The organism is Stenotrophomonas sp. 57, assembly GCF_030291075.1.
Taxonomy (GTDB): domain Bacteria; phylum Pseudomonadota; class Gammaproteobacteria; order Xanthomonadales; family Xanthomonadaceae; genus Stenotrophomonas.
In genome coordinates this window covers 3,106,815-3,132,921 of sequence record NZ_CP127407.1, presented here as the reverse complement: position 1 = coordinate 3,132,921, position 26,107 = coordinate 3,106,815, and the positions used below count along the sequence as shown (strand labels likewise).

21 protein-coding genes are annotated in these 26,107 nt (G+C 66.6%); 9 read left to right on the top strand and 12 right to left on the bottom strand.

The window, feature by feature from the left end; translation table 11 throughout:
* Positions 1-48 precede the first annotated feature (48 nt).
* Complete coding sequence (locus tag QP512_RS14520; RefSeq protein WP_286069307.1) at positions 49-420, top strand: DUF4870 domain-containing protein; 372 nt, start codon at positions 49-51, stop codon at positions 418-420.
* A 101-nt stretch (positions 421-521) separates the two neighbouring features.
* On the opposite strand, the gene QP512_RS14515 is transcribed toward QP512_RS14520, so the two are convergent.
* From QP512_RS14515 to QP512_RS14495, 5 genes are all read right to left on the bottom strand, one after another.
* Complete coding sequence (locus tag QP512_RS14515) at positions 522-1,400, bottom strand: farnesyl diphosphate synthase (RefSeq protein WP_286069306.1); 879 nt, start codon at positions 1,398-1,400, stop codon at positions 522-524.
* Positions 1,390-1,650 carry an exodeoxyribonuclease VII small subunit gene (locus tag QP512_RS14510; RefSeq protein WP_006381978.1) on the bottom strand — a complete coding sequence of 87 codons (261 nt, stop codon included), beginning with the start codon at positions 1,648-1,650 and terminating at the stop codon, positions 1,390-1,392. The genes QP512_RS14515 and QP512_RS14510 overlap by 11 nt, the downstream gene beginning before the upstream one ends.
* Before the next feature lie 36 nt (positions 1,651-1,686).
* Positions 1,687-2,973, bottom strand: coding sequence for a tRNA lysidine(34) synthetase TilS (tilS, locus tag QP512_RS14505; protein WP_286069305.1), 1,287 nt, complete (start codon positions 2,971-2,973; stop codon positions 1,687-1,689).
* Positions 2,974-3,514: 541 nt separating this feature from the next.
* Positions 3,515-4,060: a WG repeat-containing protein gene (locus QP512_RS14500; protein WP_286069304.1), complete on the bottom strand. Its 546-nt coding sequence runs from the start codon at positions 4,058-4,060 to the stop codon at positions 3,515-3,517.
* The gene (locus QP512_RS14495) at positions 4,057-5,763 is read right to left on the bottom strand and encodes an alkaline phosphatase (RefSeq protein ID WP_286069303.1); all 1,707 of its coding nucleotides are present in this window, start codon (positions 5,761-5,763) and stop codon (positions 4,057-4,059) included. The genes QP512_RS14500 and QP512_RS14495 overlap by 4 nt, the downstream gene beginning before the upstream one ends.
* Positions 5,764-5,916: 153 nt before the next feature.
* Between QP512_RS14495 and QP512_RS14490 the strand changes: the two genes are divergently transcribed.
* Positions 5,917-7,251, top strand: a complete 1,335-nt coding sequence (locus QP512_RS14490; protein ID WP_286069302.1) for a dicarboxylate/amino acid:cation symporter — start codon at positions 5,917-5,919, stop codon at positions 7,249-7,251.
* 212 nt (positions 7,252-7,463) lie between these two features.
* Here QP512_RS14490 and QP512_RS14485 read toward each other — a convergent pair whose 3' ends face one another.
* Both QP512_RS14485 and QP512_RS14480 read right to left on the bottom strand, forming a co-directional pair.
* The gene (locus QP512_RS14485; protein ID WP_223224737.1) at positions 7,464-8,171 is read right to left on the bottom strand and encodes a C40 family peptidase; all 708 of its coding nucleotides are present in this window, start codon (positions 8,169-8,171) and stop codon (positions 7,464-7,466) included.
* A gap of 197 nt (positions 8,172-8,368) precedes the next feature.
* Positions 8,369-8,908 carry a C40 family peptidase gene (locus QP512_RS14480; RefSeq protein ID WP_286069301.1) on the bottom strand — a complete coding sequence of 180 codons (540 nt, stop codon included), beginning with the start codon at positions 8,906-8,908 and terminating at the stop codon, positions 8,369-8,371.
* Between the two features lie 111 nt (positions 8,909-9,019).
* Here QP512_RS14480 and QP512_RS14475 point away from each other — a divergent pair, with 111 nt between their 5' ends.
* From QP512_RS14475 to QP512_RS14445, 7 genes are all read left to right on the top strand, one after another.
* Positions 9,020-9,502: a peptidylprolyl isomerase gene (locus QP512_RS14475; RefSeq protein ID WP_099554997.1), complete on the top strand. Its 483-nt coding sequence runs from the start codon at positions 9,020-9,022 to the stop codon at positions 9,500-9,502.
* A 99-nt stretch (positions 9,503-9,601) separates the two neighbouring features.
* On the top strand, positions 9,602-10,846 hold the full coding sequence (locus tag QP512_RS14470) for a DUF418 domain-containing protein (RefSeq protein WP_286069298.1): 1,245 nt from the start codon (positions 9,602-9,604) through the stop codon (positions 10,844-10,846).
* 3 nt (positions 10,847-10,849) lie between these two features.
* On the top strand, positions 10,850-12,100 hold the full coding sequence (locus tag QP512_RS14465) for an FAD-dependent oxidoreductase (protein ID WP_286069296.1): 1,251 nt from the start codon (positions 10,850-10,852) through the stop codon (positions 12,098-12,100).
* Complete coding sequence (gorA, locus tag QP512_RS14460; protein WP_286069295.1) at positions 12,097-13,455, top strand: glutathione-disulfide reductase; 1,359 nt, start codon at positions 12,097-12,099, stop codon at positions 13,453-13,455. The genes QP512_RS14465 and gorA overlap by 4 nt, the downstream gene beginning before the upstream one ends.
* A 160-nt stretch (positions 13,456-13,615) precedes the next feature.
* Positions 13,616-14,536: a DMT family transporter gene (locus tag QP512_RS14455; RefSeq protein WP_286069294.1), complete on the top strand. Its 921-nt coding sequence runs from the start codon at positions 13,616-13,618 to the stop codon at positions 14,534-14,536.
* On the top strand, positions 14,533-14,871 hold the full coding sequence (locus QP512_RS14450; protein ID WP_224329410.1) for an MGMT family protein: 339 nt from the start codon (positions 14,533-14,535) through the stop codon (positions 14,869-14,871). The genes QP512_RS14455 and QP512_RS14450 overlap by 4 nt, the downstream gene beginning before the upstream one ends.
* A 93-nt stretch (positions 14,872-14,964) precedes the next feature.
* Positions 14,965-15,639, top strand: coding sequence for a rhomboid family intramembrane serine protease (locus tag QP512_RS14445; RefSeq protein WP_008267505.1), 675 nt, complete (start codon positions 14,965-14,967; stop codon positions 15,637-15,639).
* A 104-nt stretch (positions 15,640-15,743) separates the two neighbouring features.
* On the opposite strand, the gene QP512_RS14440 is transcribed toward QP512_RS14445, so the two are convergent.
* From QP512_RS14440 to QP512_RS14420, 5 genes are all read right to left on the bottom strand, one after another.
* Complete coding sequence (locus tag QP512_RS14440) at positions 15,744-17,327, bottom strand: NAD(P)/FAD-dependent oxidoreductase (RefSeq protein ID WP_286069292.1); 1,584 nt, start codon at positions 17,325-17,327, stop codon at positions 15,744-15,746.
* A 77-nt stretch (positions 17,328-17,404) separates the two neighbouring features.
* The gene (locus tag QP512_RS14435) at positions 17,405-17,899 is read right to left on the bottom strand and encodes a VOC family protein (RefSeq protein WP_286069291.1); all 495 of its coding nucleotides are present in this window, start codon (positions 17,897-17,899) and stop codon (positions 17,405-17,407) included.
* 122 nt (positions 17,900-18,021) lie between these two features.
* Entirely contained in the window at positions 18,022-20,031 is a 2,010-nt protein-coding gene (locus tag QP512_RS14430) for a M13 family metallopeptidase (RefSeq protein WP_286069290.1), read from the bottom strand.
* 251 nt (positions 20,032-20,282) lie between these two features.
* Entirely contained in the window at positions 20,283-22,385 is a 2,103-nt protein-coding gene (locus QP512_RS14425) for a M13-type metalloendopeptidase (RefSeq protein ID WP_286069289.1), read from the bottom strand.
* Between the two features lie 188 nt (positions 22,386-22,573).
* Entirely contained in the window at positions 22,574-25,645 is a 3,072-nt protein-coding gene (locus QP512_RS14420; RefSeq protein ID WP_286069287.1) for a TonB-dependent receptor, read from the bottom strand.
* Positions 25,646-26,107 lie beyond the last annotated feature (462 nt).

The following is a 26,107-nucleotide window of genomic DNA, read 5'->3' as shown; positions in this document are numbered from 1 at the left end:
AGCCTTGCGCTGGTGGGTCAAGACCACCCAATGAAAAGGAGTTTTGTCGTGAGTGAATTCGATAACGTCCCGCCGCCGCCGGCCACCACCAACGCACCGGCCGACCAGCGCACCATGGCCCTGGCTGCGCACCTGCTGGGCATCTTCACCTGGTTCATCGGCCCGCTGATCATCTGGCTGATCAACAAGGACGATGCCAGCAAGTCCTTCGTGACCGACCAGGCCAAGGAAGCGCTGAACTTCCAGATCACCATCACCATCGCGATGCTGATCTGCATCGTGCTGGCCATCGTGATCATCGGCGGCATCCTGGCCCCGATCGTCGGCCTGCTCAACCTGGTGTTCTGCATCATTGCAGCAGTGAAGGCCAACAACGGCGAAGCCTACCGCTACCCGTTCGCGCTGCGCCTGGTCAAGTAAGAGCGTCCGCACGCGGATACGAAAACGCCCGGCACTGCCGGGCGTTTTCCGTTGCGCGGTAACGCCGGGCCATGCCCGGTGAGCGCGCCTCGCGCCAGCGATCAGTGATCGCGTTCCACCGCCAGCGTGGCCAGCGCACGCAGCGCATCGGCCTCTTCGCCGTAGCCGGCCAGGAGGGACTGCATGCGCGCAGCGAGCTCATGCAGCTGTGCCTTCGCACCGTCCATGCCGAGCAGGGCGGGGAAGGTGCTCTTGTCCTGCGCCTGGTCCTTGCCGGCGGTCTTGCCCAGTTGTTCGGAACTGGCCTCGACATCCAGGATGTCGTCGCGTACCTGGAACGCCAGGCCGAGCGCATCGGCGAAGCTGTCCAGCTGGGCCAGCTGTGGCTCGTGGGCCTGGCCGCACAGCGCGCCCATGCGCACCGCCGCACGGATCAGTGCACCGGTCTTCAGCGCATGCATGCGGGTGAGTGCCGCCAGCGTCTGCTGCTGGCCAGTGGCATCGATGTCCAGCGCCTGGCCGCCACACATGCCGGCGGCACCGGAGGCATGGGCCAGGGTCTGCAGGCAGGCCACGCGCAGGGTGGCCGGCAGCGGTGCATCGGCCAGCAGGCCGAAGGCGCGGGTCTGCAGGGCGTCGCCGGCGAGGATCGCGGTGGCTTCGTCGAAGGCGATGTGGGTGGTCGGCTTGCCGCGGCGCAGGGCATCGTCGTCCATCGCCGGCAGGTCGTCATGCACCAGCGAATAGGCGTGGATCAGCTCGACGGCCATCGCCGCCGCATCCAGGTGTTCCGCCTGCGCGCCGAACAGGTGTCCGCTGGCGTACACCAGCAGCGGGCGCATGCGCTTGCCACCGCCCAGCACCGAATAGCGCATGGCCTGGTGCAGGCCCTGGGGAGGGTCAGCAGGCGAGGGCAGGGCAGCGTCGAGCTGGCTTTCGATACGGTCGCGCCAGCGCGCGAACAGCGCCTCAGCCGTCATGGCTGGGCGGATCGAAGGGCTCGGCAGTTTCCGGCTGGGCGGGATCGCTGAGCAGGCGCACGCGCAGTTCGGCCTGCTCCAGTGCCTGCTGGCACTGCCGGTACAGACCGACGCCACGTTCGTAAGCGCTGAGTGATGCTTCCAAGCTCAGCTCGCCGGTTTCCATCTGCTCCACCAGCTGCTCCAGCGATTCGAGCGACTGCTCGAACTGGGCGACCGGGGAGGCGTTTTCGGGGGACTTCTTGGCCATGCGGCAAGTGTGGACGGGCCGCGCGCGGGGGTCAATTCACCAGCCGCCGGGATGCCACTGCAGCTGTGCCTCATTCGCCTGCAACCAGGCCTGCAGGGGCGCGGCGATGACCACGTCGGCGGCGGCCAGCAACTGCGGACCATCGAAGATCAACGGCAGCTGCATGCGTCGCCACGGCGCGAGATGTTCGCGCTGCAGGCAGTCCTTCAGCGCGTGCGAATGCTGGCGGCCGGGCAGCAGGATGCGCTCGCCGCCCACGCGTGCACGGACCTGCAGTGGCTGTTCGAAAGCGGTCGCGCCCTGCAGCCGAAGTTGGCCGCCATCGGGCAGTGCGAGTGGTACCTGCCCATCCCACTCGGTCTGCCAGTCGCTCGGCAGGCTGGGAAGTTGCGCAGGCAGCAGATAGGCGTGGTCACGCCATTGCTGGATCACGTGATCGTGCCAGCGTACCCGTGCCTGGCGATCGTTGCCGGCCGGCAGCAGTTCATCCAGTGCCTGTTGCAGCACTGTGGCCGGCAGCGGTGCTGCGCCATGGCCGATCACCCAGGTGCGCAGCACGCGTGCCACGCGAGCCGATGATACCTGGCGCAGCAACTGCAGCGACAGCACGCGCGGTGCCACTTCCAGGTGCGCGATCAGTTCGGCGTCTTCCTCATCCAGCAGTTCGCGGGTCTGCCGGCAATGCAGGGCGCTGCCGGCCAGCGCGGCGGCGGCGTGCGGCCAGCGCTGGCGCAACAGTGGCAGCACCTGCAGGCGCAGGAAGTTGCGATCGGCGTGGTCTTCGGCGTTGCTGGGATCCTCGATCCAGTGCAGCGCGTGTTGCCGGGCATAGTCGAGCAGCGTGCTGCGCGGTGCGTGCAGCAAAGGACGCCACAGGCGATGCGTACCGAGCCGACCATGTTCGGCCATCGCGGCAAGGCCATCGACACCGGAGCCGCGCAGCGCGCGCAGCAGGAAGGTCTCGGCCTGATCGTCCTGGTGCTGTGCCAGCGCAAGTGTTTCCCCCTCGCGCAACTCGGTGGCGAACGCCGCACGCCGTGCCTGGCGCGCCGCGCCTTCGAGGCCCAGGCCTGTGGAGTCGTCGACCTGGACGTGGTGCACGGCCAGCTCGACGCCCAGCGCGGCGCACTGCTGCTGGCAATGCCGCACCCAGTCGTCGGCGGCGGGCTGCAGACCGTGGTGTACGTGCACCGCACGCAGCGGGGTGCCGGTGGCCTGTGCGCAGCGCCACAGCCAGTGCAGCAGTACGGTGGAGTCGACACCGCCGCTGTAACCCACCAGCAGCGGCGCATCCAGCGGAACGAGGGCGGGGAAGGCAGTCACGGCGGCAAGTATAGGGTGGGGTTTGCCTGGCAGGGCTGCGCCCTGCACCCGCTACGAGCCAGAGCAACAGCAACGGCAGAAGCTGGCTTCATGAAGGTGGGCGGGGTGGGTCCGGTTGCGGGAGACGCCGTAAACCCGTCCTTGGGGGCTTGGCCGCGGCATCCATGCCGCGGACACTCCCGCAACCGGACCCACCCCGCCTTCGACAGATTCCTGCAGTCTGTTGGAAATGCCGATGGGGTCAGATCCGTTTTCCTGCGGAAAACGGATCTGACCCCGGATTCAATTCGATCTCTCACAGATCTGATCCACGCAAAGCGTGGATGGTCCAGCCGTCACCGGAAATCTGTCAGGGGTGGGGCGGTGTGGGGGGCAGGACCGTTGGCGCCATGGATGGCGCCATCGAGCCCCCAGGGACGGGTTTACGGCGTGTCCTGCCCCCCCACACCGCCCCGCCCAACTCACAGAAAACCAGAGCCGCTTTGGCTGTTGCTGTTGCTCTGGCTCGTAGCGGGTGCAGGGCGCAGCCCTGCCGAAACCCCTACTTCACCCGACGGCCCGCGCGGTCGATCCGGAACCACTCTCCGCCTTCCATCGGCGAGTGGCCATCGGCATCCGGCGTGCCGCGACGGCAGCCGTTGCAGACCTCGGCCACGCCGTCGCGGAACGGCCAGGCGAAATCGAAGGTGCCCGGCACCACCTGGCGGAATGCCAGATCGAAGTAGCCCACGCGATTGCCGACGCGGCCGCGCAGCAGGCCTTCTTCCGGTATCTCCGGGCCGTTGTCCCAGGTCAGTACCGGCAGGCTGCGGCCCTTGCGGTCGACGTAGTGGAAACCCTGGTCGGCATACACCACGGCCAGGCCGTGGTCATCAAAGTTCAGGTCTTTCAGGGTGTCCGGCTGGATCTTCGGCCGGTGGTCGACCACTTCGCAGTTGGGCAGCGGCCATAACCCATGCTCGTCGGTCAGCAGCTTGCACGCCGGTGCCTGTGCCAGCGCGTTGGCACTGGCCAGCATGCCGAACAGGGCCAGCGACCGCGCGAGGCGGCCGCCGGCGGGGGCAGCGCAGGCCTGCCGTTCGATCACTTGGCTTCGGCCTTGCGCTCGAACGCGGTCGGCACCGGCAGCTGCACCGGCACGCCCTTGTCGTCGCAGGTGCCGGCCTGGCACAGGCGCTCGCGCAAGGCCGGGGTAGCCTGCACGATCATGTGGTAGATCGCGTTCTGTTCCAGCGTACCGCGGATCGCCTTGCTGCCCGGGCCACGTGCCCAGATGCCGACGTCTTCGCCGCCGTGCGATTCGGACTTCATCGGCACCAGTGCTTCCTGCATGTAGTCCGGATGCTCGGTGTCGACCTCGCGCAGGTTCGGGCGGCCGTTGGCCGGTTCGAAGCTGCTCGGATTGTGCGGGTAGCGCTTCGGGCCGGCCGGCTGCTGGTTGCTGCTGCCGGTATGGCCCGGGCCATTGGCGTAGCTCAACGTGGTGTACGGCTGGCCGGTGCCGTCCAGCGCGTAATCCAGCTTGCCGGCGCCGTCTTCGCCGCCCTTGTCCTTCACCTTGCCCAGGATCGGGTTGCCGCGTGCCGGGTAGCCGACGAAGTTCAGCGTGTGCGAGTGGTCGGCGGTGACGATGATCAGGGTGTCATCGGCCGAGGTCAGCTCGTTGGCCACGCGCACGGCGTCGGAAAGGGCCACGGTTTCGGTCAGCGCACGATAGGCGTTGCCGCTGTGGTTGGCATGGTCGATGCGCGCACCTTCGATCATCAGCACGTAGCCTTCCTGGTGCTGGGACAGGTTCTTGATCGCCGCTGCGGTCAGTTCGGCCAGGCTCGGCTCGCCGCCCGGATCCTGCGGACGCTCGTACTCGTAGCGCATGTGGTCCGGTTCGAACAGGCCCAGGATGGCCGGCGCATTGGCGGCGGCTGCCAGCTGCTTGCTGTTCCACACGTAGGCGCCCTGCGGATGGGCCTGCTGCCATTCCTGCACCAGGCTGCGGCCATCCAGGCGCTGGCCGACCTTGTCGTCGTATTCCGGATCGCGTTCTTCCACGGTGGTGAACTCACCACGGCCGCCGCCAAGGGCAACCAGCGGGCCGCGGCCATAGCGAGAGGTCGACAGCAGCTGCTGGGCGATGTCCTTGCAGCCGGCGGCCTTGGCGGCCTCGGTCAGGTCGGTGTCGTTTTCCCAGTTGCGCTCGGGCGAGTGCGCATAGGTGGCGGCCGGGGTGGCATGGGTCAAGCGCGCGGTGGAGACCACGCCGGTAGCCAGGCCGGCGCTGTCGGCCAGTTGCAGCCAGGTCAACAGGCCCTTGGACAGGCTGTCGGCGCAGTCGGTGCGGCTGCCGGCACTGACGCCGATCGCGCCCATGTGGGTCTTCACGCCGGTGGTGATGGCGGTCATGGTGCCTGCAGAATCGGGCGTCTGCGAATCGGTGTTGTAGGTCTTGCTGAACGCCGTGGCCGGGAAGCGTTCCCAGGACAGCAGGTTCTCTTCGCCCGAGCCCCCCTTCTGCTGGCCTTCGTAGATGCGCGAAGCGGCCACCGTGGTCAGGCTCATGCCGTCGCCGAGGAACAGGATGACGTTCTTGGCCTTGCCGGACATCGCGCCGTTGGCGGCGGCCTGGGCGGCGCCGCTGCGGTACCACCACTGCGGCGTCTCGCCGGCCGGGTGGGCGACGGGATCGACGGCGACCTTCAGGCCGGCCGGAGCGGACGCGGGGGCGGTGCTGGCGCAGGCGCCCAGCAGCAGGGTGGTGGCGCAGGCGGCCAACAGGGAGACGGAACGGCGCATGGACGCTGGGATCTCACAAACTGTAACGGGACGTTCATTATGCCCGCCCCTGCAAGGCACGCCGATGACACACTGATTTGTCGGCGTGGCGGTCGTTCCGCGGCCCCCGTTGGGCTATCGTGCCAGCATCCCTTCCTTCCCTCTGGATTGCCTATGAAACTGGTCTCTGCCTGGCTGCGGATTCCATTCTGGCAGCGCGTGGTCGGTGGCTTCGTGCTCGGCGCGCTGGCCGGCTGGGCGCTTGGCCCGGCCGCGGAAACGTGGTTCGGCCCGCTCGGCGAGCTGTACGTCACCCTGATCAAGATGATCGCGGTGCCGCTGGTGTTCTTCGCAGTCATCAATGCGATCTCGTCGCTGCACGGCCAGAAATCGGTCGCCGCGCTCAGTGGCCGCACCTTCCTGTGGTTCGTGATCACCGCTGCGCTGGCGGTGTGCGTGGGCCTGGCCGTAGGCAGCGTGCTGCAGCCCGGCGCCGGTGGCCTGCAGCTGTCGATGGCCAGCAACTACGTGCCGCGCGAAGTGCCGAGCGTCGTCCAGGTGCTGTTGGACGTGGTGCCGGCAAATGTCTTCTATGCGCTGTCCGGCATCGGCACCAAGGTCAATGCCGCCGGTGAGACCGTGCTGGCCGCGGGCCGTGGCTCGATCCTGCCAGTGATCTTCTTCGCCGGCCTGGTGGGCTTTGCCATCGTCAAGCTGGGCGAGAAGGTGACCGAGGCGCGCAAGCTGGTCGGCCAGATGAGCGACATCATGATCCAGGTGACCCGCTTCGTGCTGGAAGTCACCCCGATCGGCACCTTCGGCCTGATTGCCGGCCTGGTTGGCAGCTACGGGTTCGAGAAGCTGCTGCCGCTGGGGCACTTCGTGCTGGCCCTGTACGTGGCCTGCGCGCTGCATATCGTGGTGGTCTACAGTGCGCTGCTGCTGGCGCACGGCCTGAACCCGCTGAAGTTCTTCCGTGGCGCGGCGCCGGGCATGCAGGTGGCCTTCGTCAGCTCGTCCAGCTTCGCCGCGATGCCGGTGGCGCTGCGCTCGATCACCCACAACCTGGGCGTGAACAAGGACTACGGTTCGTTCGCGGTGCCGCTGGGCGCCAGCATCAAGATGGACGGCTGCGGCGCGATCTATCCGGCGCTGTGCGCGGTGTTCATTGCACAGTACAGCGGTGTGCCGCTGACCCCGGAACAGTACGTGGTGGTGCTGATCGCCTCGGTGCTGGGCAGCTTCGGTACGGCCGGTGTTCCGGGTACCGCGGTGATCATGGCTACGGTGGTGCTGAGCGCGGCCAATCTGCCGCTGGAGACCATCGGCTACCTGTATGCCATCGACCGCATCCTGGACATGATGCGCACGATGACCAACGTGACGGGCCAGATGCTGGTGCCGGTAATCGTGGCCAAGGAAACCGGGCTGCTCGACCAGGCGGTGTATGACAACCCGTCCAGCAACGTGGGCGTGGATGATCCCGACCCGACGCCGCCACAGCGCTGAGCTGCGTGGAGATGAAAGGCCCGCCCTGACCGGCGGGTCTTTTGTCTGGGGGATCGTTGATGCGGTGCCGGCCAAGGGCGGCCGCTGGTAGATCCACGCCATGCGTGGATGGCGGCGGTGCCGACCAAGGTCGGCACCCACCGGGGCGCAAACGAAAAAGCCGCTGCAGGGCAGCGGCTTCTCGCATCAGGCGGCGCGATGGCGCCAACCGGTCAGAGGTCGACCCGGCGGGCCTGCATGAACTTGTTGCCCCAGTAGCCGCTGAGCAGGGTGTCCACGCGCACGTCCTTGCCCGAGCTCGGCGCATGCAGGAAGCGGCCATCACCCACATAGATGCCGACGTGGTCGACGCGGCCCTTGCGGCCGAAGAAGACGAGGTCACCGGCGGCCAGCGCGGTGCGGTCGTTGATCAGTTCGGCGTTGTCGTCGTGTGCCATCTCACGCGAGACGCGCGGCAGCTCGATACCCAGGGCCGAGCGGAACACGTAACCGACCAGGCCACTGCAGTCGAAGCCGCTGTCCGGGTTGCTGCCACCCCAACGGTACGGGGTGCCCAGCAGGGTCATCGCGCGACGCAGCAGCGACTGCACCTTGCCGTTGTCGGCAGCGGTACCGACAACGCTGCCATTGGCGGCGCTGCTGGTGTCGTAGTTGGCGAGCAGGCGGCTGAGGTCACCGGCCACCACGGCCGAGCGGTCCATCAGCGGAATGGTGTCGTTGGCGGCCAGGTGCGGCAGCAGGGCGGCCAGCGTGGCGCTGGCGGCGGCATCGACGCGGCTGCGCTGGGGAGCGGCAGCCTCGGCCTTGGCGGCCGGTCGGGCGGTGCTCTCGGCCACCGGGGCCGGGGTCACATCGGAGCGGTTCGGAGCGGTCTGCGACCAGGCCGGAAGGCTGGTCAGACACAGTGCCAGGCCAAGCAACAGCGGGCGGGCACTACGTGAAGATACGGAAGTCTGGCCTTCGCTTTTCAGGTCGTCAGTCGTCACGCGTCGGTCACAGGAAAAAAACGATGGGGCATCATGCCCTGTAAAAGCGGCAATAAGTTAAAAATTCCGTTAGTAAATCGTTAGTTTGCGAGTGATTGGCGTCACAGTTTTGAACATATCGCCTGTTCATTTTAGCGAAGGACACGTTTCGCCCCTGTGTAGTGGTCTCTCCAGTAGGGACCGCTGAGCGAGTCGAGGCGTACCGTGCCGCCGGTGCTCGGCGCGTGCACGAAGCGCCCTTCACCCACATAAATACCGACATGGGTGACGCTGCCGCGGCTCCCGAAGAACACCAGGTCGCCGGTGGCCAGGCGCTGCGGATCGATCTTCGGGCCCTGTACCGCCGCCAGGTCGCGCGAGGTGCGCGGTAGTTTCAGGTCCAGCATCTCGCGATAGACATAGGCGACCAGGCCGCTGCAGTCGAAGCCGGAATCGGGGGTGTTGCCGCCGTAGCGGTAGGGAGTGCCGACCAGGCTGATGGCGCGCATCAGCACCGAGTTGGCCGCCTCGCGGTTGTCCGGCACGGTCTTCGGCCAGTTCGCCGTAGGCGGGCTAGGTGCAGTGCGGGTGGCCTTGCCGCCGCCGCAGGCGGTCAGCAACAGGGGCAGGGCCAGCAGCAGGGCCGGGGCGAAGCGCCGGCGCAGGCCGGACGAAACTGGCGTGATGTGCATGATCTCCGGATAATGCGCCACCTTGGATTGGCCGTCATGATGGCGGCGTCCCCGCCGGGCGACAACCCGCCCCAACCCGCCTGCCTCCGGCAGATCCAGACAGAGTTGCGCATGAAGATCGAAAAAGACCGCGTTGTCCGCTTCCACTACACCGTTTCCGAAGTCGGCCAGGAGCCGATCGAATCGTCCAAGGACCGCGGCGAGCCGCTGGCGATCCTGATCGGCCACGGCAACATCATCCCGGGCCTGGAAAACGCCATGATGGACAAGGAAGCCGGCGCGACCTTCAGCGTCGACGTCAATGCGGCCGATGCCTACGGCGAGCGCCGCGAGGGCCTGTCCCAGCGCGTGCCGAAGAAGCACTTCGGCAACACCAAGCTGGCCCCGGGCCAGCAGGTCGTGCTGCAGACCAACTTCGGCCCGCGTGCAGTGACCGTGCAGAAGGTCGGCATGAGCGTGGTCGACGTTGACCTGAACCACCCGATGGCCGGCAAGGACCTGCACTTCGACGTGGAAATCGTTGATGTGCGTGAAGCCGGCCAGGAAGAGATCGACCACGGTCACGTCCACGGCGACGGTGGTCACCACCACTGATCGCAGCGCGATCGTGATGGCAGCAGCGGCCCGCTTCGGCGGGCCGTTGCGTGTCTGGAACACGGCGCGGCCATCCATGGCGCACAGGCGGGCTGCATAATGGCGGACCTGCCCGACGGATGCCCCGTGAACGCCGCTTCTTCTTCCCTGCAGCCGATGGCCTCCGGCGAACGCATCGCCGTGCTGGATGTGCTGCGTGGTGCCGCGCTGCTGGGCATCCTGCTGATGAACATCGAGGCCTTCAGCGGACCGCTGGACCTGGCCTTCACCGGCATCGACACGCACTGGCAGGGCATCGACTACTGGGCTGATGCGTTCGTCTACGTGTTCGTGCAGGGCAAGTTCTTTACCCTGTTCTCGCTGTTGTTCGGCGCCGGCTTTGCGGTGATGGCGCAACGTGCCGAGCTGGCCGGGCGTGATTTCACCCCGTTCTATCTGCGTCGCAGTGCCGGCCTGCTGCTGATCGGCCTGTGCCATGCCCTGCTGGTCTGGTCCGGTGACATCCTGGTGCTGTATGCGCTGGTGTCGTTGCCGTTGCTGGCCTGCCGCGAGGCACCACGGAGCTGGCTGCCGTGGATGGGCGCGATCGTCTATCTGGGCGGCGTGGCGATGATGCTGCTGGTCGGCGCGATGGTGTCGATGGCCTCGGCCGAGGACGTGCAGAAGATGCTCACCGACGCGCAGCAGAGCATCGACCTGCAGCGGCAGGTGTATGGGCACGGCAGCTGGATGCAGGCCACAGCGCAGCGCCTGGGTGAATTTGGCGCGTCGATGGGCGCGCTGCTGATCACTGGCCCGGAAATACTGGGCATGTTCCTGATCGGCAGCTGGTTTGCCGGCAGCGGCGCGCTGTCGGCGCCAGAACGCTTCCCGCGGCTGTACGCGGTGTTGCGTTGGGTGGCGCTGCCCCTCGGCCTGCTGGTCACGCTGCTCGGCGTGGCCTGGAAGCCGTATCTGGCCCCGGGGGCCTACGATCTTCCGGTGACGGCAGCGATGGCGCTGGTGTCGATCGGAGGGTTGCCGATGTGCCTGGGCTATCTGGCGTGGATCGTGCACTGGCGCGCGAGGCTTGCGTGGCTGGCACCGGTCGGGCGCATGGCGCTGACCCACTATCTTGGCCAGTCCGTGTTGTGCACCTGGCTGTTCTACCACTACGGTCTGGGCGCGTTCGAAATGATGCCACGCAGCGTGCAGCTGCTGTTCGCGCTGCTGCTGTTCGCCGCACAGGCAGGCCTCTCGCACGCCTGGCTGCGCCACTTCCGCTTCGGTCCGATGGAATGGCTGTGGCGCGCGATGACCTACCGGCAGTGGCCGCCGATGCGGCGCGAGGCCGGGCAGGGCTGAACGATGCAGGGCGCGCGCGAGGATGTGATCGTGGTGGGCGCCGGTGCCATCGGCCTGGCCACTGCGCTTGCGCTGCGCGCGCACGGGCGGCAGGTGCGTGTGATCGAGCGGGGACGCGTGGGTGCGGCGACTTCGCATGGCAACTGCGGCACCATCACGCCGAGTCATGCGCCACCGCTGGCGGCCCCCGGCGTACCGCTGCGTGCGCTGCGCTGGATGCTCGACCCGCGCGCACCGCTGTATGTGCGCACGCGGCTGGATCCGGCGCTGTGGCGCTGGTTGCTGCAGTTCGGTGCGCGCTGCAACGCGCGTGACTGGCTGCAGTCCACGCGGGCACGCGGCGCACTGTTGAATGATTCACGGCTGCGCTTGGCGCAGTGGGTGAAGACGCATGCGCTGGACTGCGAATTCGAGGCGCGCGGTCTGGACTATGTGTTCGGTGACGCCCACACCTTCGACCGTTACGCGGCCGAGTGTGAGGCATTGAACGCGCAGGGTATCGCCGCGACCTGCATCGCGGGCAGTGACTATGCGCGCGACAATCCTGCGTTCCATGATCGCCTTGCCGGTGCCGTCCACTTTTCCGGCGATGCACAGCTTCGCCCGGACCGCTATACCGCCGAGCTGGCGCGCGTGCTGCGTGCGCAGGGCGTGGTCATCGAGGAACACGCGGATGTGCAGGATTTCAGTGCCGATACGCAGGGTGTGCGCGTCCACGTCGGCGAACGCACGCTGCGGGCGCGCGAGCTGGTGCTGGCCACTGGCCCGTGGTCGCCGCGCTGGGCACGACAGCTGGACCTGCGCGTGCCGATCCAGCCGGGCAAGGGCTACTCGCTGACCTGGTCGCGACCGGCGCAGGTGCCGCAGCGTCCGGTGGTGCTGAAGGACCATTCCGTGTTCGTGATCGCCTGGCGCGACGCGTTGCGCCTGGGCGGCACCATGGAATTCGCGGGTGCCGACCCGCAGCTGCGTGCGACCCGCCTGCAGGCGTTGCAGCGCGCCGCCGACCACTACCTGCGCACGCCGCGTGGCGCGCAGCTGCAGGAGCAGTGGTGCGGGTGGCGTCCCATGAGCGTGGACGATGTGCCGATGATCGGCCGCGCGCCCGCGCATCCTCACGTCTGGCTTGAAGCAGGGCATGGCATGCTCGGCATCAGCATGAGCGCCGGCAGCGGCCAGCTGATTGCCGATCTGGTCTGTGGCTGCACGCCGGCGATCGATCCTGCCCCTTACCGACCCGAGCGATTCCGATGAGCACTGCACCCTATGATTACGACCTGATCGTCCTTGGCGGCGGTTCCGCCGGCCTGGCCGGTGCGATCCGCGCGGCGCAGCATGGGAAGCGGGTGGCGATGCTGGAGCCTGGCGAACTGGGCGGCACCTGCGTCAACGTGGGCTGCGTGCCGAAGAAGGCGATGTGGCTGGCGGCCGACCTGCACGAGCGCATCGGCCTGGCCAGCGCGATGGGCTTCGATGTCGAAGCGCGCCCGGCGCTGTCGTGGAAGGAGCTGGTGATCCATCGCCAGGCCTACATCAGCAACATCCACACCAGTTATCACAAGCGCCTGGATGAAACCGGCGTGGTGCGCATTCCTGCGCGTGGCCATCTGCTGGATGCGCACACGGTGGCCTGCAGCGACGGCGTGCGTTACAGCGCCGAACACATCCTGATCGCCACTGGCGCGCATCCGCTGCGCCCGGACATTCCTGGTGCGGAACTGGGCTTGGTTTCCGATGACTTCTTCGATCTGCGCGCGGCACCGGCCGAGGTCGCGATCATTGGTGGTGGCTACATCGCCGTGGAACTGGCCGGCCTGCTGCAGGCACTGGGCAGCCGGGTGAGCCTGCTGGTGCGCGGCAAGCGGCTGCTGGAGCGCTTCGACTTCGAACTGACCGATCAGCTGGCCGAGAACCTGAGGCAGCAGGGCGTGCGGATCCATTTCGACTACCGCCTGCGCGAACTGCAGCGCGATGGCGAACGCGTGCGTGCGTTCGGCCATGACGGCCCACTCGACAGCGTGTTCGACGCGGTGTTCTTTGCTACCGGTCGCCGCGGCAACAGTCGCGATCTTGGACTGGAAGCGCTGGGCATCGGCATTGGCGAGCACCAGCAGGTGGAGGTGGACCAATGGCAGACCACGAGCGTGCCGAGTGTGCATGCCGTGGGTGACATCGCCGGCAAGGTCGGCCTGACGCCGGTGGCGGTGGCTGCATCGCGGCGCCTGATGGATCGCCTGTTCGGCGGACGCCCGCAGTCAAAGATGGATTATGAGAACGTGGCCAGCGTTGTGTTCTCGCACCCGCCGCTGGGTGCGGTGGGCATGAGCGAGGAAGAGGCGCGAGCGCGTTTCGACCAGGTGAGCGTGTACCACAGCCGCTTCCGCCCGATGCTGCAGGCGCTGGCCAATGGTACCCAGCGCAGCCTGTTCAAGATGGTCTGCGCGGGCCCGGAAGAACGCGTGGTGGGCATCCATCTGCTGGGTGAAGCGGCGGACGAGATCCTGCAGGGCTTCGCGGTGGCGGTGAAGATGGGCGCGACCAAGGCCCAGTTCGACGACACCGTGGCGATCCACCCGACCTCGGCCGAGGAAGTGGTGCTGATGCGCTGAGCCGGGCTGTTGTAGAGCCGAGCCCACGCTCGGCTGCTTTCCGTGCAGTCCTGTTGCAGCCGAGCGCAGGCTCGGCTCTACAGGGCTCCTGTCGCACCCATGCGACAATGAGGGTCCCCACGCCTTACCGGGCCGCTCTGCGCGGCCCGCCGTCGTCCTGATGTCCACTCCCGCTTCCCGCATCGCTACGCTTTCCCCCCGCATCGCGCTGGGGGGTATCGGCCTGGCCGCGATCGGCGCCATTGCTGCTTCCGGCAAGGCCATCATCGTCAAGCTCGGCCTCCGTCATGGCGTCGATGCCACCACGCTGCTGGCGCTGCGCATGCTGATGGCGCTGCCGTTGTTCGTGTTGATGGCACTGTGGGCCGCGCGCCGGGCCGGGCCGCTGTCCTGGGCCGACCGCGCCCGCGTGCTGTGGCTGGGCTTCACCGGCTACTACCTGTCGAGCCTGCTCGATTTCCAGGGCCTGCAGTACATCAGCGTGACGCTGGAGCGGTTGATCCTGTACCTGAACCCGACCCTGGTGCTGCTGATCAACGTGCTGCTGGCACGGCAGCGGCCGGGCCGCTGGCAGATCGGCGCGCTGGTGCTGAGCTATCTGGGCGTGCTGCTGGCCTTCGGCCACGATCTGCAGCGCGAAGGTGGGCAGATCATCGTCGGCAGCCTGCTGGTGCTGGGCAGTGCGCTCAGCTACGCGCTGTACCTGTTCGGCAGCGGGCAGGTGGTGGCACGCATCGGCGCGGTGCGGTTGACCGCCTACGCCAGCTGCGTGGCCAGCGTGCTGGTGCTGCTGCACTTCGCGGTGACCCACCCGCTGCCCTTGCTGTGGCAGGCGCCGGCAGCAGTGCAGTGGCTGTCGCTGGTCAATGCCACCGTGTGCACGGTGCTGCCGGTGCTGGCGATCATGCTGGCGGTGCAGCGCGTGGGTTCGTCGCTGGCCGCGCAGGTCGGTATGCTGGGCCCTGTTTCCACCATCGTGATGAGCCTATGGCTGCTCGAGGAACCGATGGGGCCGGCGCAGATCGCCGGCACCGTGCTGGTGCTGATCGGCGTACTGCTGGTGACCCGCCTGCGGCGCTGACGCCGGAGCAGGCACGTGCGCGCATCCTGGCGGTGATCCGCGCTATCCCGGCGGGGCAGGTGATGGGCTATGGCCAGGTGGCGATGCGCGCCGGCCTGCCGGGGCGTGCGCGTTTGACCGCACGCATCCTCGGCCAGAACGACGACCCGGACCTGCCTTGGCATCGCGTGCTGCGTTCGGATGGGCGCATCGCCATGGAAGAGGGATCGGCCGGCTGGCGCGAGCAGTCACAGCGGTTGCGCGCGGAGGGCGTGGTGGTCGAGAACGGCCGGGTGCGGATGCCGGCCACCGATCCGGCGGCCGCACTGGATGCCGCCGTGTGGGGCCCGGGCTGAGCGCCGCTGGCGACTGAACGGGCTGCGCCTGCCGGTCGCCAACAAGACGCGGTGCTGCGGCTATGATGGAGGTCGTTCCATGCCGGTACTCCCATGTTCCCGCGACTGCCCACCGTCACCAAGGCCCTGCTGATCGCCAATGCGATCCTGTTCCTGCTGCAGCAGCCGTTCCTGCTCGGCATGCAGACCTTCGAGCCGTTCATGCTGCAACCGCTGCAGCAGGGCTTCGATGCGTTCTCGCCGGGCGGCAACTTCCAGCCGTGGCAGCTGCTGACCTATGGCTTCCTGCACGGCAGTTTCGGGCACCTGTTCTTCAACATGCTGGCGGTCTTCATGTTCGGCGCGCCGCTGGAGCAGACCTGGGGCGAGAAGCGCTTCCTGCTGTATTACCTGGTGTGCGTGGCCGGCGCCGGTGTCTGCCAGCTGCTGGTGGGTACCCTGCTGGAGAATCCGGCCACGGTGCTGGGCGCCTCCGGCGGCGTGTTCGGCCTGTTGCTGGCCTACGGCATGCTGTTCCCCAACCAGCGGGTGATGCTGCTGTTCCCGCCGATTCCGATGAAGGCGCGGACCTTCGTGATCCTGTTCGGCGTGGGTGAGCTGGTGCTGGGCATGACCGGCTGGCAGCCGGGCGTGGCCCACTTCGCGCACCTGGGTGGCATGCTGTTCGGTTGGCTGCTGATCCGCTACTGGCGCGGGCAGCCACCGTTCAACAAGCGCCGCCCGCCCGGCCCGCCGAACCGCCCGAACCATCTGCGAAGCGTGAAGTGAGGCGCGATGCGCCTCGCTTCACGCGGGTAGGTGCCAACCTTGGTTGGCACGCTTTGAATGGGATCCTTTGATGCTGTAGGTGCCGAACGTTGCTCGGCACACCTCTACAGATCCTGCAACACCACCTGCGCGGCGTTGTGGCCCGGCGCACCGGTGACACCACCACCGGGATGGGTACCCGACCCGCATAGATACAACCCGGGCAGGGCGCCGCGATAGCCGGCCTGGCCCACCATCGGCCGCGCCGAGAACAACTGGTTGGCACTGAGCGCACCGTGGAAGATGTCGCCGCCGAGCAGACCGAAGGTGCGCTCCAGATCCAGCGGTGACAGCACCTGCCGACCGAGCACGCTGGCGGTGAAGCCGGGCGCATACCGTTCGACCGTGGCGATCATCAGGTCGGCCACGGTCTCCTTGTGATCATCCCAATGGCGGCCTTCAGGCAACACCGGTGCCACATGCTGGCAGAACAGGCTGGCCACATGCTGTCCGGGCGGCGCCAGTGAATCGTCCAGCGTGCTGGGAATGAGCATTTCCACGATCGGTTCGCGTGACCAGCCATCGCGGCGCGCATCCAGCCAGGCGCGGTCCATGTAGTCGAGGCTGGGCGCCATGATGATGCCGGCGCTGAGGTGATCGCCGAAGCCGGGCAGGGAGCGGAAGTCCGGCAGCCGCGACAGCGCGAGATTCATCCGGAACGTGCCGGAACCGCAGCGCCAGTGTGCCATCCGCTCGCGCGTCGCCGCCGGTACCTGCGCCGGTTCCAGCAACTGCTCGTACAGCAGCTTGGGGTTGACGTTGGCGATCACCGCGCGTGCGCGCAGGGTTTCGCCGCTGGTCAATACTACGCCGACCGCCTGGCCGCCCTCGATGAGCAGCCGCTGCACGCCGGCATCCACGCGCAGTTCGGCCCCGGCTTCGCGCGCCGAAGCGGCAATCGCCTGGCTGATCGCGCCCATGCCACCGATTGCATGGCCCCAGGCACCCTTGATGCCATTGCACTGGCCGAACACGTGGTGCAGCAGCACGTAGGCGCTTCCGGGCGTGTAGGGGCTGGCATAGTTGCCGACGATGCCATCGAAACCGAACAGCGCCTTGATCGGCGCGCTCTCGAACCAGCGGTCCAGGTACTCGGCCGCTGAAAGCGTGAACAGGTCCAGCAGCTCCTGACGCAGCGAAGCGTCCAGCATTGCCAGTTCGCGGCCGAGTTTCCCCATCTGCCACAGTGCGGGAAGCGCACGCCAGCCACCGGCAACGCCAATGTCCGGCGGCGCACGCAGCGCCCACGCACGCAGCACGTCGGCGAAGACCTCCAGGCGCGCTTCGTATGCGGGCAGGCGTTGTGCATCCCGCTCGGAAAACTTCGCCACCTCGGCCCGGGTGCGGCCGGGCGCCGACAACAGGTAGCGGCCGTCCGGCAATGGCAGGAAGTTGTTGGCCGGGCGCGCGACAATGCGCAGCCCATGCGCCTGCAACTGCAGGTCGTCGATCACCTTCGGCTGCAGCAACGACACCGTGTACGACGCCACCGAGTTGCGGAAGCCGGGATGGAATTCCTCGGTGACCGCGGCGCCGCCGAGCACGCCACGTCGTTCCAGCACCAGCACCTGCTTGCCGGCGCGTGCCAGATAGGCTGCACAGACCAACCCGTTGTGGCCACCACCGACGATGAGTGCATCCCAGGTCATCAGCACCTCTGAAGAAAGGGGACGGAGGGGATTGCGTTGCAATCAGCATCTGAGCACAGACCCGTGCGGGAAGCGACTTAATTCCCTCCGCCCCCTTCTTGGATGGCGGCTTCGATGGTGGCGCTGTCGATCTTCTTCATCGGCATCATCGCGTTGAAGGCGCGCTTGGCCAGTGCCTTGTCCTCGCTGGTCACTGCTTCGATCAGCATGCGCGGGCTGATCTGCCAGGAGATGCCCCAGCGGTCCTTGCACCAGCCGCATTGGCTCTCCTGTCCGCCGTTGCCAACGATGGCGTCCCACAGGCGGTCGGTCTCGGCCTGGTCCTCGGTCTGGATCTGGAACGAGAAGGCTTCGCTGTGCTTGAACGCGCTGCCGCCGTTGAGGCCGACGCAGGGAATGCCGCAGACAGTGAATTCGACGGTCAGCACGTTGCCTTCCCTGCCGTCCGGGTAGTCGCCCGGCGCGTGATGCACGGCGGTGACCGCGCTGTGGGGCAGGAGGCTGGCATAGAAGGTGGCGGCCTCGAGCGCGCCGTTGTCGTACCAGACACAGATGGTGTTCTTGTGTGCCATGTCGGGGCTCCGCGATGGACGAAGCCGCAGCGATAGCACGCCCGGTGTTAACCCCGGATCGTGCTGCACATGCAGAAAGGGCGCCCGAAGGCGCCCTCTGCACTACCTGTCCATCAGCAGGCTCAGCGCCAGACCTTGATCTGGTCGGCGTCGCTGCGCTGCATCGGCTGGCCGGCCTTGCAGCTGAACGTGGCGCCAAATGCCGGCAGGTTGGCCAGCGTGCCGTTGCTGCGCCACAGGCCCGGTGCACGGATGTCGGCGGTCAGGCGACGCGCGGCCTCGTTCGGCGACAGCTGCTGCGCCCACAGCGCCGACCACGCGCGGAAGAAGCCCTGCTGCTGTGCCTGCTTGGCCTTCGGTTCCTGCGCGGTGTAGGCTGCCCAGGCCAGTTCCAGGCCTGCGATGTCAGCCAGGTTCTCTTCCTGGGTGAGCGTACCGTTGACCTTGGCGCCCTTCACGCCCGGGAAATCGTAGGCGCTGTACTGCGCAGCCACGCGGCTGCCGAGCAGGGTCCAGGCGGTCTTGTCGGCCGGGGTCCACCAGCTGCGCAGCTCGCCCTTGGCATCGACCAGCGCGCCCTTGGCATCGATCGCGCGGGTCAGCTCATGGCCGACCAGGCCACCGAAGCTGCCGAACTTGTCGGCGGCGTCGGCCTTGGCGTTGAACACCGGGCCCTGCAGGATCGCGGCGGTAACGATCAGGCGGTTCTGCGCCAGATCGTAGGCCAGCGACGGCTGCTGCGGCAGCACGTCCCAGCGACGGTCGGCGTTGCCCTTGCCGATTCGCTTCATTTCCTCACGATGGCGCCAGGTCGAAGCGATCAGCATGTTGCCGCCGAACGAGCCGCGCCCCATGGGCTGCACGCTGTAGTCGAGGTCACGCAGCGGGGTGCCGATTTCGATCTTCAGCGCGGCCAGCTTGGCCTGCGCTTCAGTCTTGGCCTCGGCGCTCATCCAGCTGCTGTTCTTCACCGCCTCGATCTGCACTTCGCGCACCTTGTCGACGATCCACGCCGCCTGGCGACGATCTTCGGCCGACAGATAACGGGCGGCGTACTCGCGACCGACCATCGGGCCGGCGGCAACGTTGATGGCGTCCAGCACGTCTTCCCAGCGCTGCGGCGGCAGGGTCTCGCCGCGCAGCACACGACCGCGGAATTCGAACTCGGCGTCGCGGTAGGCCTTGGACAGGTACGGCGCCATCGAGTCGCCCACGCGCCAGCGCAGGTAGGCCTTCCACTGGTCAGGCTTGAGCTTGGTGACCATGCCGTCGAGCTGCTTGAACAGGCCCGGGTCGGCCAGAGAGACCAGGTCGTCGTCCACGCCCTGTGCCTTCAGGAAGGCATCCAGCTGCAGGTTGCGGTAGCGGCTGTTGAGCTCCTTGGTGGAGATCGGCGCGTAGTTGTTGAACGGGTTGTTGATGCCGGCCAGCGACTGCGCGTTGCGCGCCAGTTCGGTTTCCAGCGCGATCACCGACTGCGACTCGGCATCCAGCTTGGCGGCCGGGGTGCCGGTCAGCGCCAGGATCTGCTTGACGTAGTTGCGGTAGCGGCCCATCAGGGCAACCGTGTCGGCATCGGTGCGGGTGTAGAACGCCGGGTCCGGCAGGCCCATGCCGCCCTGCATGAAGTAGCCGATGTGGCGGTCCAGCGCCTTCAGGTCGACGTCGGGACCGAAGTTGAAGGCCACCGGGATGCCGACCTGGTGCAGCGCGGCGATCGAGGCCGGCACATCCTTGGCCTTCTTGATGGCGTTGATGCGGGTCAGCAGCGGGGCGATCGGATTGGAACCGTCGGCTTCCACGGCAGCTTCGTCCAGGCCGCTGGCCCAGAAATCGCCGAGCAGCTTCTGCACGTTGCCCTGCGGCGACTTCATCGCTGCGTCGAGCAGTTCGCGCTGCTGCTGGCGGCTGCGGTCGACCAGCTGGCCCAGCGCGGTGGTGGCACCGGTCTGCGGCACCGGATTGGCCTTCAGCCAGCCTGCGTTGGTGGCGTCATAGAAGTCGCTGCACTGGGCACTGACAGCCGGGGCGCGGGCGGCCTTCTTCTTGGCGGCGGCGAACGCATCGTGGGTCGGAACCAGGGTCGCCAGGCTGATGCCCAGGGCGACGGCAAGCGGACGGAAATTGGGCATGTGGAACGAATCCGTGATGGATTGAGGGCGCGCGCACTATAGCAAGCCGGGCATGGACGCGGCATGCACGCGTTGCGGTGCTGCGGTGGGTCCACGTCCCGTGTGGATGACGGACGCCGACCAATGTCGGCAGCAACCGGAGATCGCCGGCATCAGTAGATCCACGCCGTGCGTGGATGGCGCTCTCTGCAAACAACAAAGGCCCGGGAAATCCCGGGCCTTTGCAGGTCTACCTTGGCGTCAGCCGTGGCTTACCAGATCACCACCTGCTGGTCGCCAGTGCGGACCATCGGCGAACCGGCCTTGCACTGGAAGGCCGCCGCGAAGGTCGGCAGGTTCGACGGTGCACCCATCGCGCGGAACTGCGCCGGGGCGTGCGGGTCGGTCGCCAGGCGGACCTTGGCGTTTTCCGGGGTGTACTTGGTGCGCCACACGGTGGCCCAGTTGAAGAAGAAGCGCTGGTCGCGGGTGAAGCCGTCGATCTTCGCATCTTCCTTGCCGGCGGTGGCCTTCTGCAGGGCGTCGTAGGCGGTCGCCAGGCCACCCAGGTCGGCGATGTTCTCGCCCAGGGTCAGGTGGCCGTTCACCGGCTGCCCGTCGACCTTGTACTGGTCGAACTGCTTGACCAGCTTGCCGGTCAGGCCCTCGAAGTTCTTCTTGTCGGTCGGGGTCCACCAGTCTTCCATGTTGCCGGTCGGCCCGAAGCGCGCGCCCTGGTCGTCGTAACCGTGGGTCATTTCGTGGCCGATCACCGCACCGATGCCGCCGTAGTTCAGCGCGTCGTCGGCCTTCGGGTCGAAGAACGGCGGCTGCAGGATGGCGGCCGGGAACACGATCTCGTTCTGCAGCGGGTTGTAGTAGGCGTTGACCGTCTGCGGGGTCATGCCCCACTCGGTCTTGTCCACCGGCTTGCCGATCTTGGACAGGTTGAACTTGTAGTTGAACTCGTTGGCCGCGCGCACGTTGCCCAGGAAGCTGTCGCGCTGGGTCTGCAGGCCCGACCAGTCACGCCACTTGTCCGGGTAGCCGATCTTCGGGGTGAAGGTCTCCCATTTGGCGATGGCCTTGGCCTTGGTTTCCTCGCTCATCCAGCTCAGGCCCTGGATGCGTTCCTTCAGCGAGGCGGCCAGGTTCTTCACCAGCTCTTCCATCTTCGCCTTGGCTTCCGGCGAGAAGGCGACCTTCACGTACAGCTGGCCGAAGGCTTCACCGGCGTCGTTCTCGATGGTGCCCAGCACGCGCTTCCAGCGCGGCTTCTGCTCCTTCTGGCCGTTGAGGGTCTTGCCGTAGAACTCGTAGTTCTCCTGCACGAAGGCGTCGGCCAGGTACGGCGAGGCGCTGTCCACGGTGTGGAAGCGCAGGTAGGCACGCCACACCGACGGATCGGTGTCGCCCAGCGCCTTGCTCACTTCTTCATGGAAGGACGGCATGGCCAGCGAGAACCTCTCCGGCGCGGCCACGCCCTGCGACTTGAAGAACTCGGTCCAGCTGAAGTTCGGGGTCAGCTTGTCGGCGTCGGCCAGGGTGACCGGGTTGTAGAACAGCTCGACGTTGCGCGACAGCTCGACGCGCGACTTGGAGGCCTTGGCCAGGCGGGTCTCGAACTTCACCACTTCCTCGGCCTGCTTGGCGGCGTCGGCTGCCGCGACGCCGGACAGTTCCAGCACCTTGGCCACGTGTGCCTGGTAGGCCTTCAGCTTGTCGGCGTTCTTGGCATCGGTGTAATAGGTGGTGTCCGGCAGGCCCAGGCCGCCCTGGCTGGCGTAGGCCATGTTCACGGCCGAGTTCTTGAAGTCGGCTTCGGCGCCGAAGCCGAACAGGATGTTGTCACCCTTGGCCGCGCTGGTGCGCAGGTAGTTGGCGATGGCAGCCTTGTCCTGCAGGCCGTCGATCGCGGTCAGGTCGGCCTTCAGCGGCTCGATGCCCTGCGCGTTGATCTTGGCTTCGTCCATGCCGGTGGCCCACAGGTCGCCGACGATCTTCTCGATGTGGTTCGGGTTCTTCACCTGCGCCACCTGCTCGGCCAGCTGGTGCTGTACGGCCACCGAGCGCTCGTCGAGGATGGTGAAGGCGCCCCAGCTGGTGCGGTCGCCCGGAATCTCGTTGGCGGCCAGCCACTTGCTGTTGACGTAGTCGCCGAAGGCGCCGCAGGCGTCCTTGCTGGTATCCAGGTCGCTGGGCTGGAAGGCGTTGTAGGCCGGCAGCTTGCTCTCGTCCAGGGTGTAGTGGGTGGCTTCGGTGGCAGCCGGCGTGGAGGCGGTGGCGTCCTTTGCCGGGGCTTCGGTCTTGCCGCAGCCGACCAGCGCGGCCGAAACGGCCAGGGTCAGCAGCACGATCTTGGGAGTACGGGTCACTTGAATGGCCTCCAGGCCGAGTGAGTCAGGGAAGGGCCGTGGGCCGGCCGTGGGCCGAACGATACGCCGCCGGCCTGCCCTGCAAGGGTGTCGAAGGTCATGGCCGGGCGCAAGGGGGCAGGGCTGCGGCCGGAAAAGACAGACCCGGCAAAAGCCGGGTCTGTCGGGGTGTTGCGGTTCTGGACGGATCAGAACTTGTAGGTGATGCCCATGTACATGTAGCGACCGATGCTGTCATACAGCGCCGCACCGGCGTCCGCGCCGAAGTAGTTCACCGGCGGATCCTTGTCGAACACGTTGTCTACGCCCACGTAGACGTCGATGCCCGAGCCCGGGAACTTATAGCCAACCTGCATGTTGTGGTACAGGTACGACGGGTTGCGGATCGGGCTCTGCGAACCCGGGTTGGAGTTGTAGCTGTCCGGGGTCACGCGCAGGTTGCCGTCGACGTAGGTCATGTCCCAAGACGCGCGCCAGTCACCACGCTTGTAGCTGGTGCTGAACTGACCGCGCCAACGCGGATCGGTGTAGTAGGTCACGTACTCGGAGTATTCGTCCGGGAAGGACTGGAAAGCCCACTCACGCGACTGGATCAGGCGGGTACCGACCAGGCGGAAGGTGGTGAAGCCGCCCAGCAGGTCGAAGCGGTAGTCCATTTCCAGGTCGACACCGACGCGACGCGACTTGGCCAGGTTCTCCGAAATCGCAGTCCAGTTGTAGATGCTGTAGTCCGGGAACGGAGTGCCGGACGGCGAGGTGTAACCGCCGACCGGGGCGCGCTTGATCGAGTCGCAGAACGAGTTGTTCTGCACGCCCCCGGGCGAATCCACGCAACGGGTGGCCAGGGTCTGGGCGGTCACGGCTCCGATTGCATCGGTCAGGGTGATGCGCCAGTAGTCCATCGACATGCCGAAGCCCGGGAGGAACTCAGGCTGCCATACGAAGCCGAACGAAAGGGTCTTGGCTTCTTCGGCCTTCAGATCCGGATTGCCGCCGCTGACACCCGGACGGGTTGCGGTGTAGGTATCCACCCAGTTGTTCGGGATGCCCAGCGCGGCGCAATTGGCGGCGCGCAGGGCCGGGTCCTTGGCGGTGGCCGGACGATTGCTGTTGGTGGACAGCGTGTTGCACGGGTCGTTGATGGTGGCGAAGTTCTGCGACTGCGGATTGTAAAGTTCGCCGATGCTTGGGGCACGCACCGCGCTGGCGTAGGAGCCGCGGATACGCAGCGAGCTCAGCACTTCCCAGTCCAGGCCAACGTTCCAGGTCTTGGTGTCACCGATGGAGCTGTAATCCGACCAGCGGCCGGCCAGGTCCAGGTTCAGGCGGCGGATCAGCGGCAGATCAGCCAGCAGCGGTACGGTGGTCTCGGCGAAGACTTCACGCACGGAGTACTCGCCACCGCGGCTCGGGATCGCGTTGAGGAAGGTCAGGCCCAGTGCCGCCAGCGGGTCGGTGTTCTCCTGGCTCTGCTCCTTTCGGTACTCGACACCACCTGCGATGCCGACGTCACCGGCCGGCAGCGAGAACAGCGAGTTGTTGGCCGCCGATGCGCTGAACACCTGCTGCTTGAGCTTCGACTGGTTCTGCGAGGAGGTGTTGAACCATGCGGCGGCATCGGCCGGGATCGCGCCGTTGCCGAACACGCTGAACGGAACGCAGCCCGCGATCAGCGCCTGGTTGTACCGCTGCCCGGTGTTCGGGTTGATCGCGGTCGGATCCACCGAGGCACGGCAGACCAGCTTGCCGCTGGCGTCACGGATGACGTCCATGCCAGCGTGCCAGCGCTCGTTGATGCGGTTGTTCAGGTTGAGGCGATCAATGGTGGTCTGGCCGAAGTTGGCCGAGGTTTCGTACGTCCAGTTCTCACCCAGGTTGCCTTCCAGGCCGAACACCACGCGGCTGGTCTGGCGCTCGATCTTCTCACCACGACGGCCTGCGTCGACATTGAAGCGATTCAGCACCAGGTTGCTTTCAGCAGCATTCGGATCGCGCGACACTGCACGGACAACGCTGGTGCCATCGCGGTTCTGCACCCGCACCGTGCGCGCGTCGAGAATGGCGCCCAGCTCGTTGGAGATGTAGGCATTGTCGCGACGCAGGCGCAGGCCGGTGTCGAACGCGGGCTGGCCGTAGAACTCCGACTCGGTCTTGGTGTACTTGCCCTCGAAGAAGAAGCGATGGTCATCGTTCAGGTCGAAGTTGACGATCGTGTTGAAGCTGAAACGATCGAACGACGGCTGCAGATCGGCCACCGCGTTGAGGTCGGTGAAGTCGCAGTCTACGCAGCTGCTGGCGCTGACGATGGTGCCATCGTAGCGGTTGCGACGGAACGTGCCATCGTTGTTGAACAGGTAGCGCGAGGCCGGGTTGAAGGCGATGGAGCGGGTGCCGGTCGGCGAGATGGTGATCTGGCCCAGGTCCATGGTGCCGCCGTAGGACGTGGAGTGATTGCCACCCGGACGGTCAAGGATGGTCTGCGGGTTGCTTTCGCTCGGCGGACGGGTCGGATCGAAGTTCGGGTTCGGCACCGAGACTTGATAGCGACGGCCGATTTCACGGTCGCCACGGCCGAAGCGGCCCTGGGTACTGTATTCCATGGCGATTGCCGCGTTGCCGCGACCGTCGGCGAAGGGCTTGCCGGCCGAGAAGCTGGCGAAGCGACGGTCGAAGCCGCCTTCGTTGGCCTGGCCGGTCTGGCCACGGAATTCATAGCCGTCGAAGGACTTCTTCATGATGAAGTTGACCACGCCGGCCACGGCGTCGGCACCGTAGACGGCAGACGCGCCACCGGTGATCACTTCCACGCGCTCGATCCATTCCACCGGGATGGTGTTGACGTCGACGGAGGTGGAGCCAGGGCTCGCGCCCACATGGCGGCGGCCGTTGACCAGCACCAGGGTGCGCGATGGGCCCATGCCACGCAGGTCCATCAGGCCAAGGCCGGCGGTGCCGATGAAGCGGGTCGAGTTGCCCAGCGAGTAGCTCGGGGTCAGCTGCGGCATCTTGTTCATCAGGTCGCCGATGTTCAGCGCACCGGTGGTACGGATTTCTTCGGCGGTGATGGCCGTGACCGGCGAGGGGGTCACGAAGCCGGTGCGCGCGATACGCGAACCCGTCACGCTGACGCGATCGAGGTCGATCGGGTTGGAACCTGAGCTGGCTTCCTGGGCCAGGGCCGGGCCGGCAGCGGCCATCATCAGGCCGACCAGCAGGGCATTGGTCAGCGGGTGGCGGCCGGGAGTGCGGTGGTGCGTCATCAAGTGAATCCCCCTAGTGGACAGAATGCTGTCGCTTCCGTGCAGTTGTTATGTTGGTGTTCAGATGTCGTCCTGACTTGACGCGAACCTAACACGCCCTTAACGCAAATTGTCCAATTGAGGTATGCATTGACACACTCCGTGTCCACTCGCTACATAAAACTGCAACAAATACAGGCACTTGGTATCAGTTGTAATTTCGTTGTCGAGATAGCGGGATGAATGCTGAATGGGTCGTTAAGTTCAACTTTGCGCAAAAAGGCGGTTCGCTATGCCTTGGCAAGGGCTTTGGAGAGGGGCAGACCGATCTTTTCCCTTTGCTCTTTTCCCGCATTCAGCTGCGGGACGGCAGTGGTCAAGGTGTGGTCGAGCTTTCCTGCAGTGCGCGCATCTCGAGATGCGCATCCGGTTCGCACGGGTAGCGCCATGTGTGGCGTCAACTGGGTCTCCAGGACGCTCCAA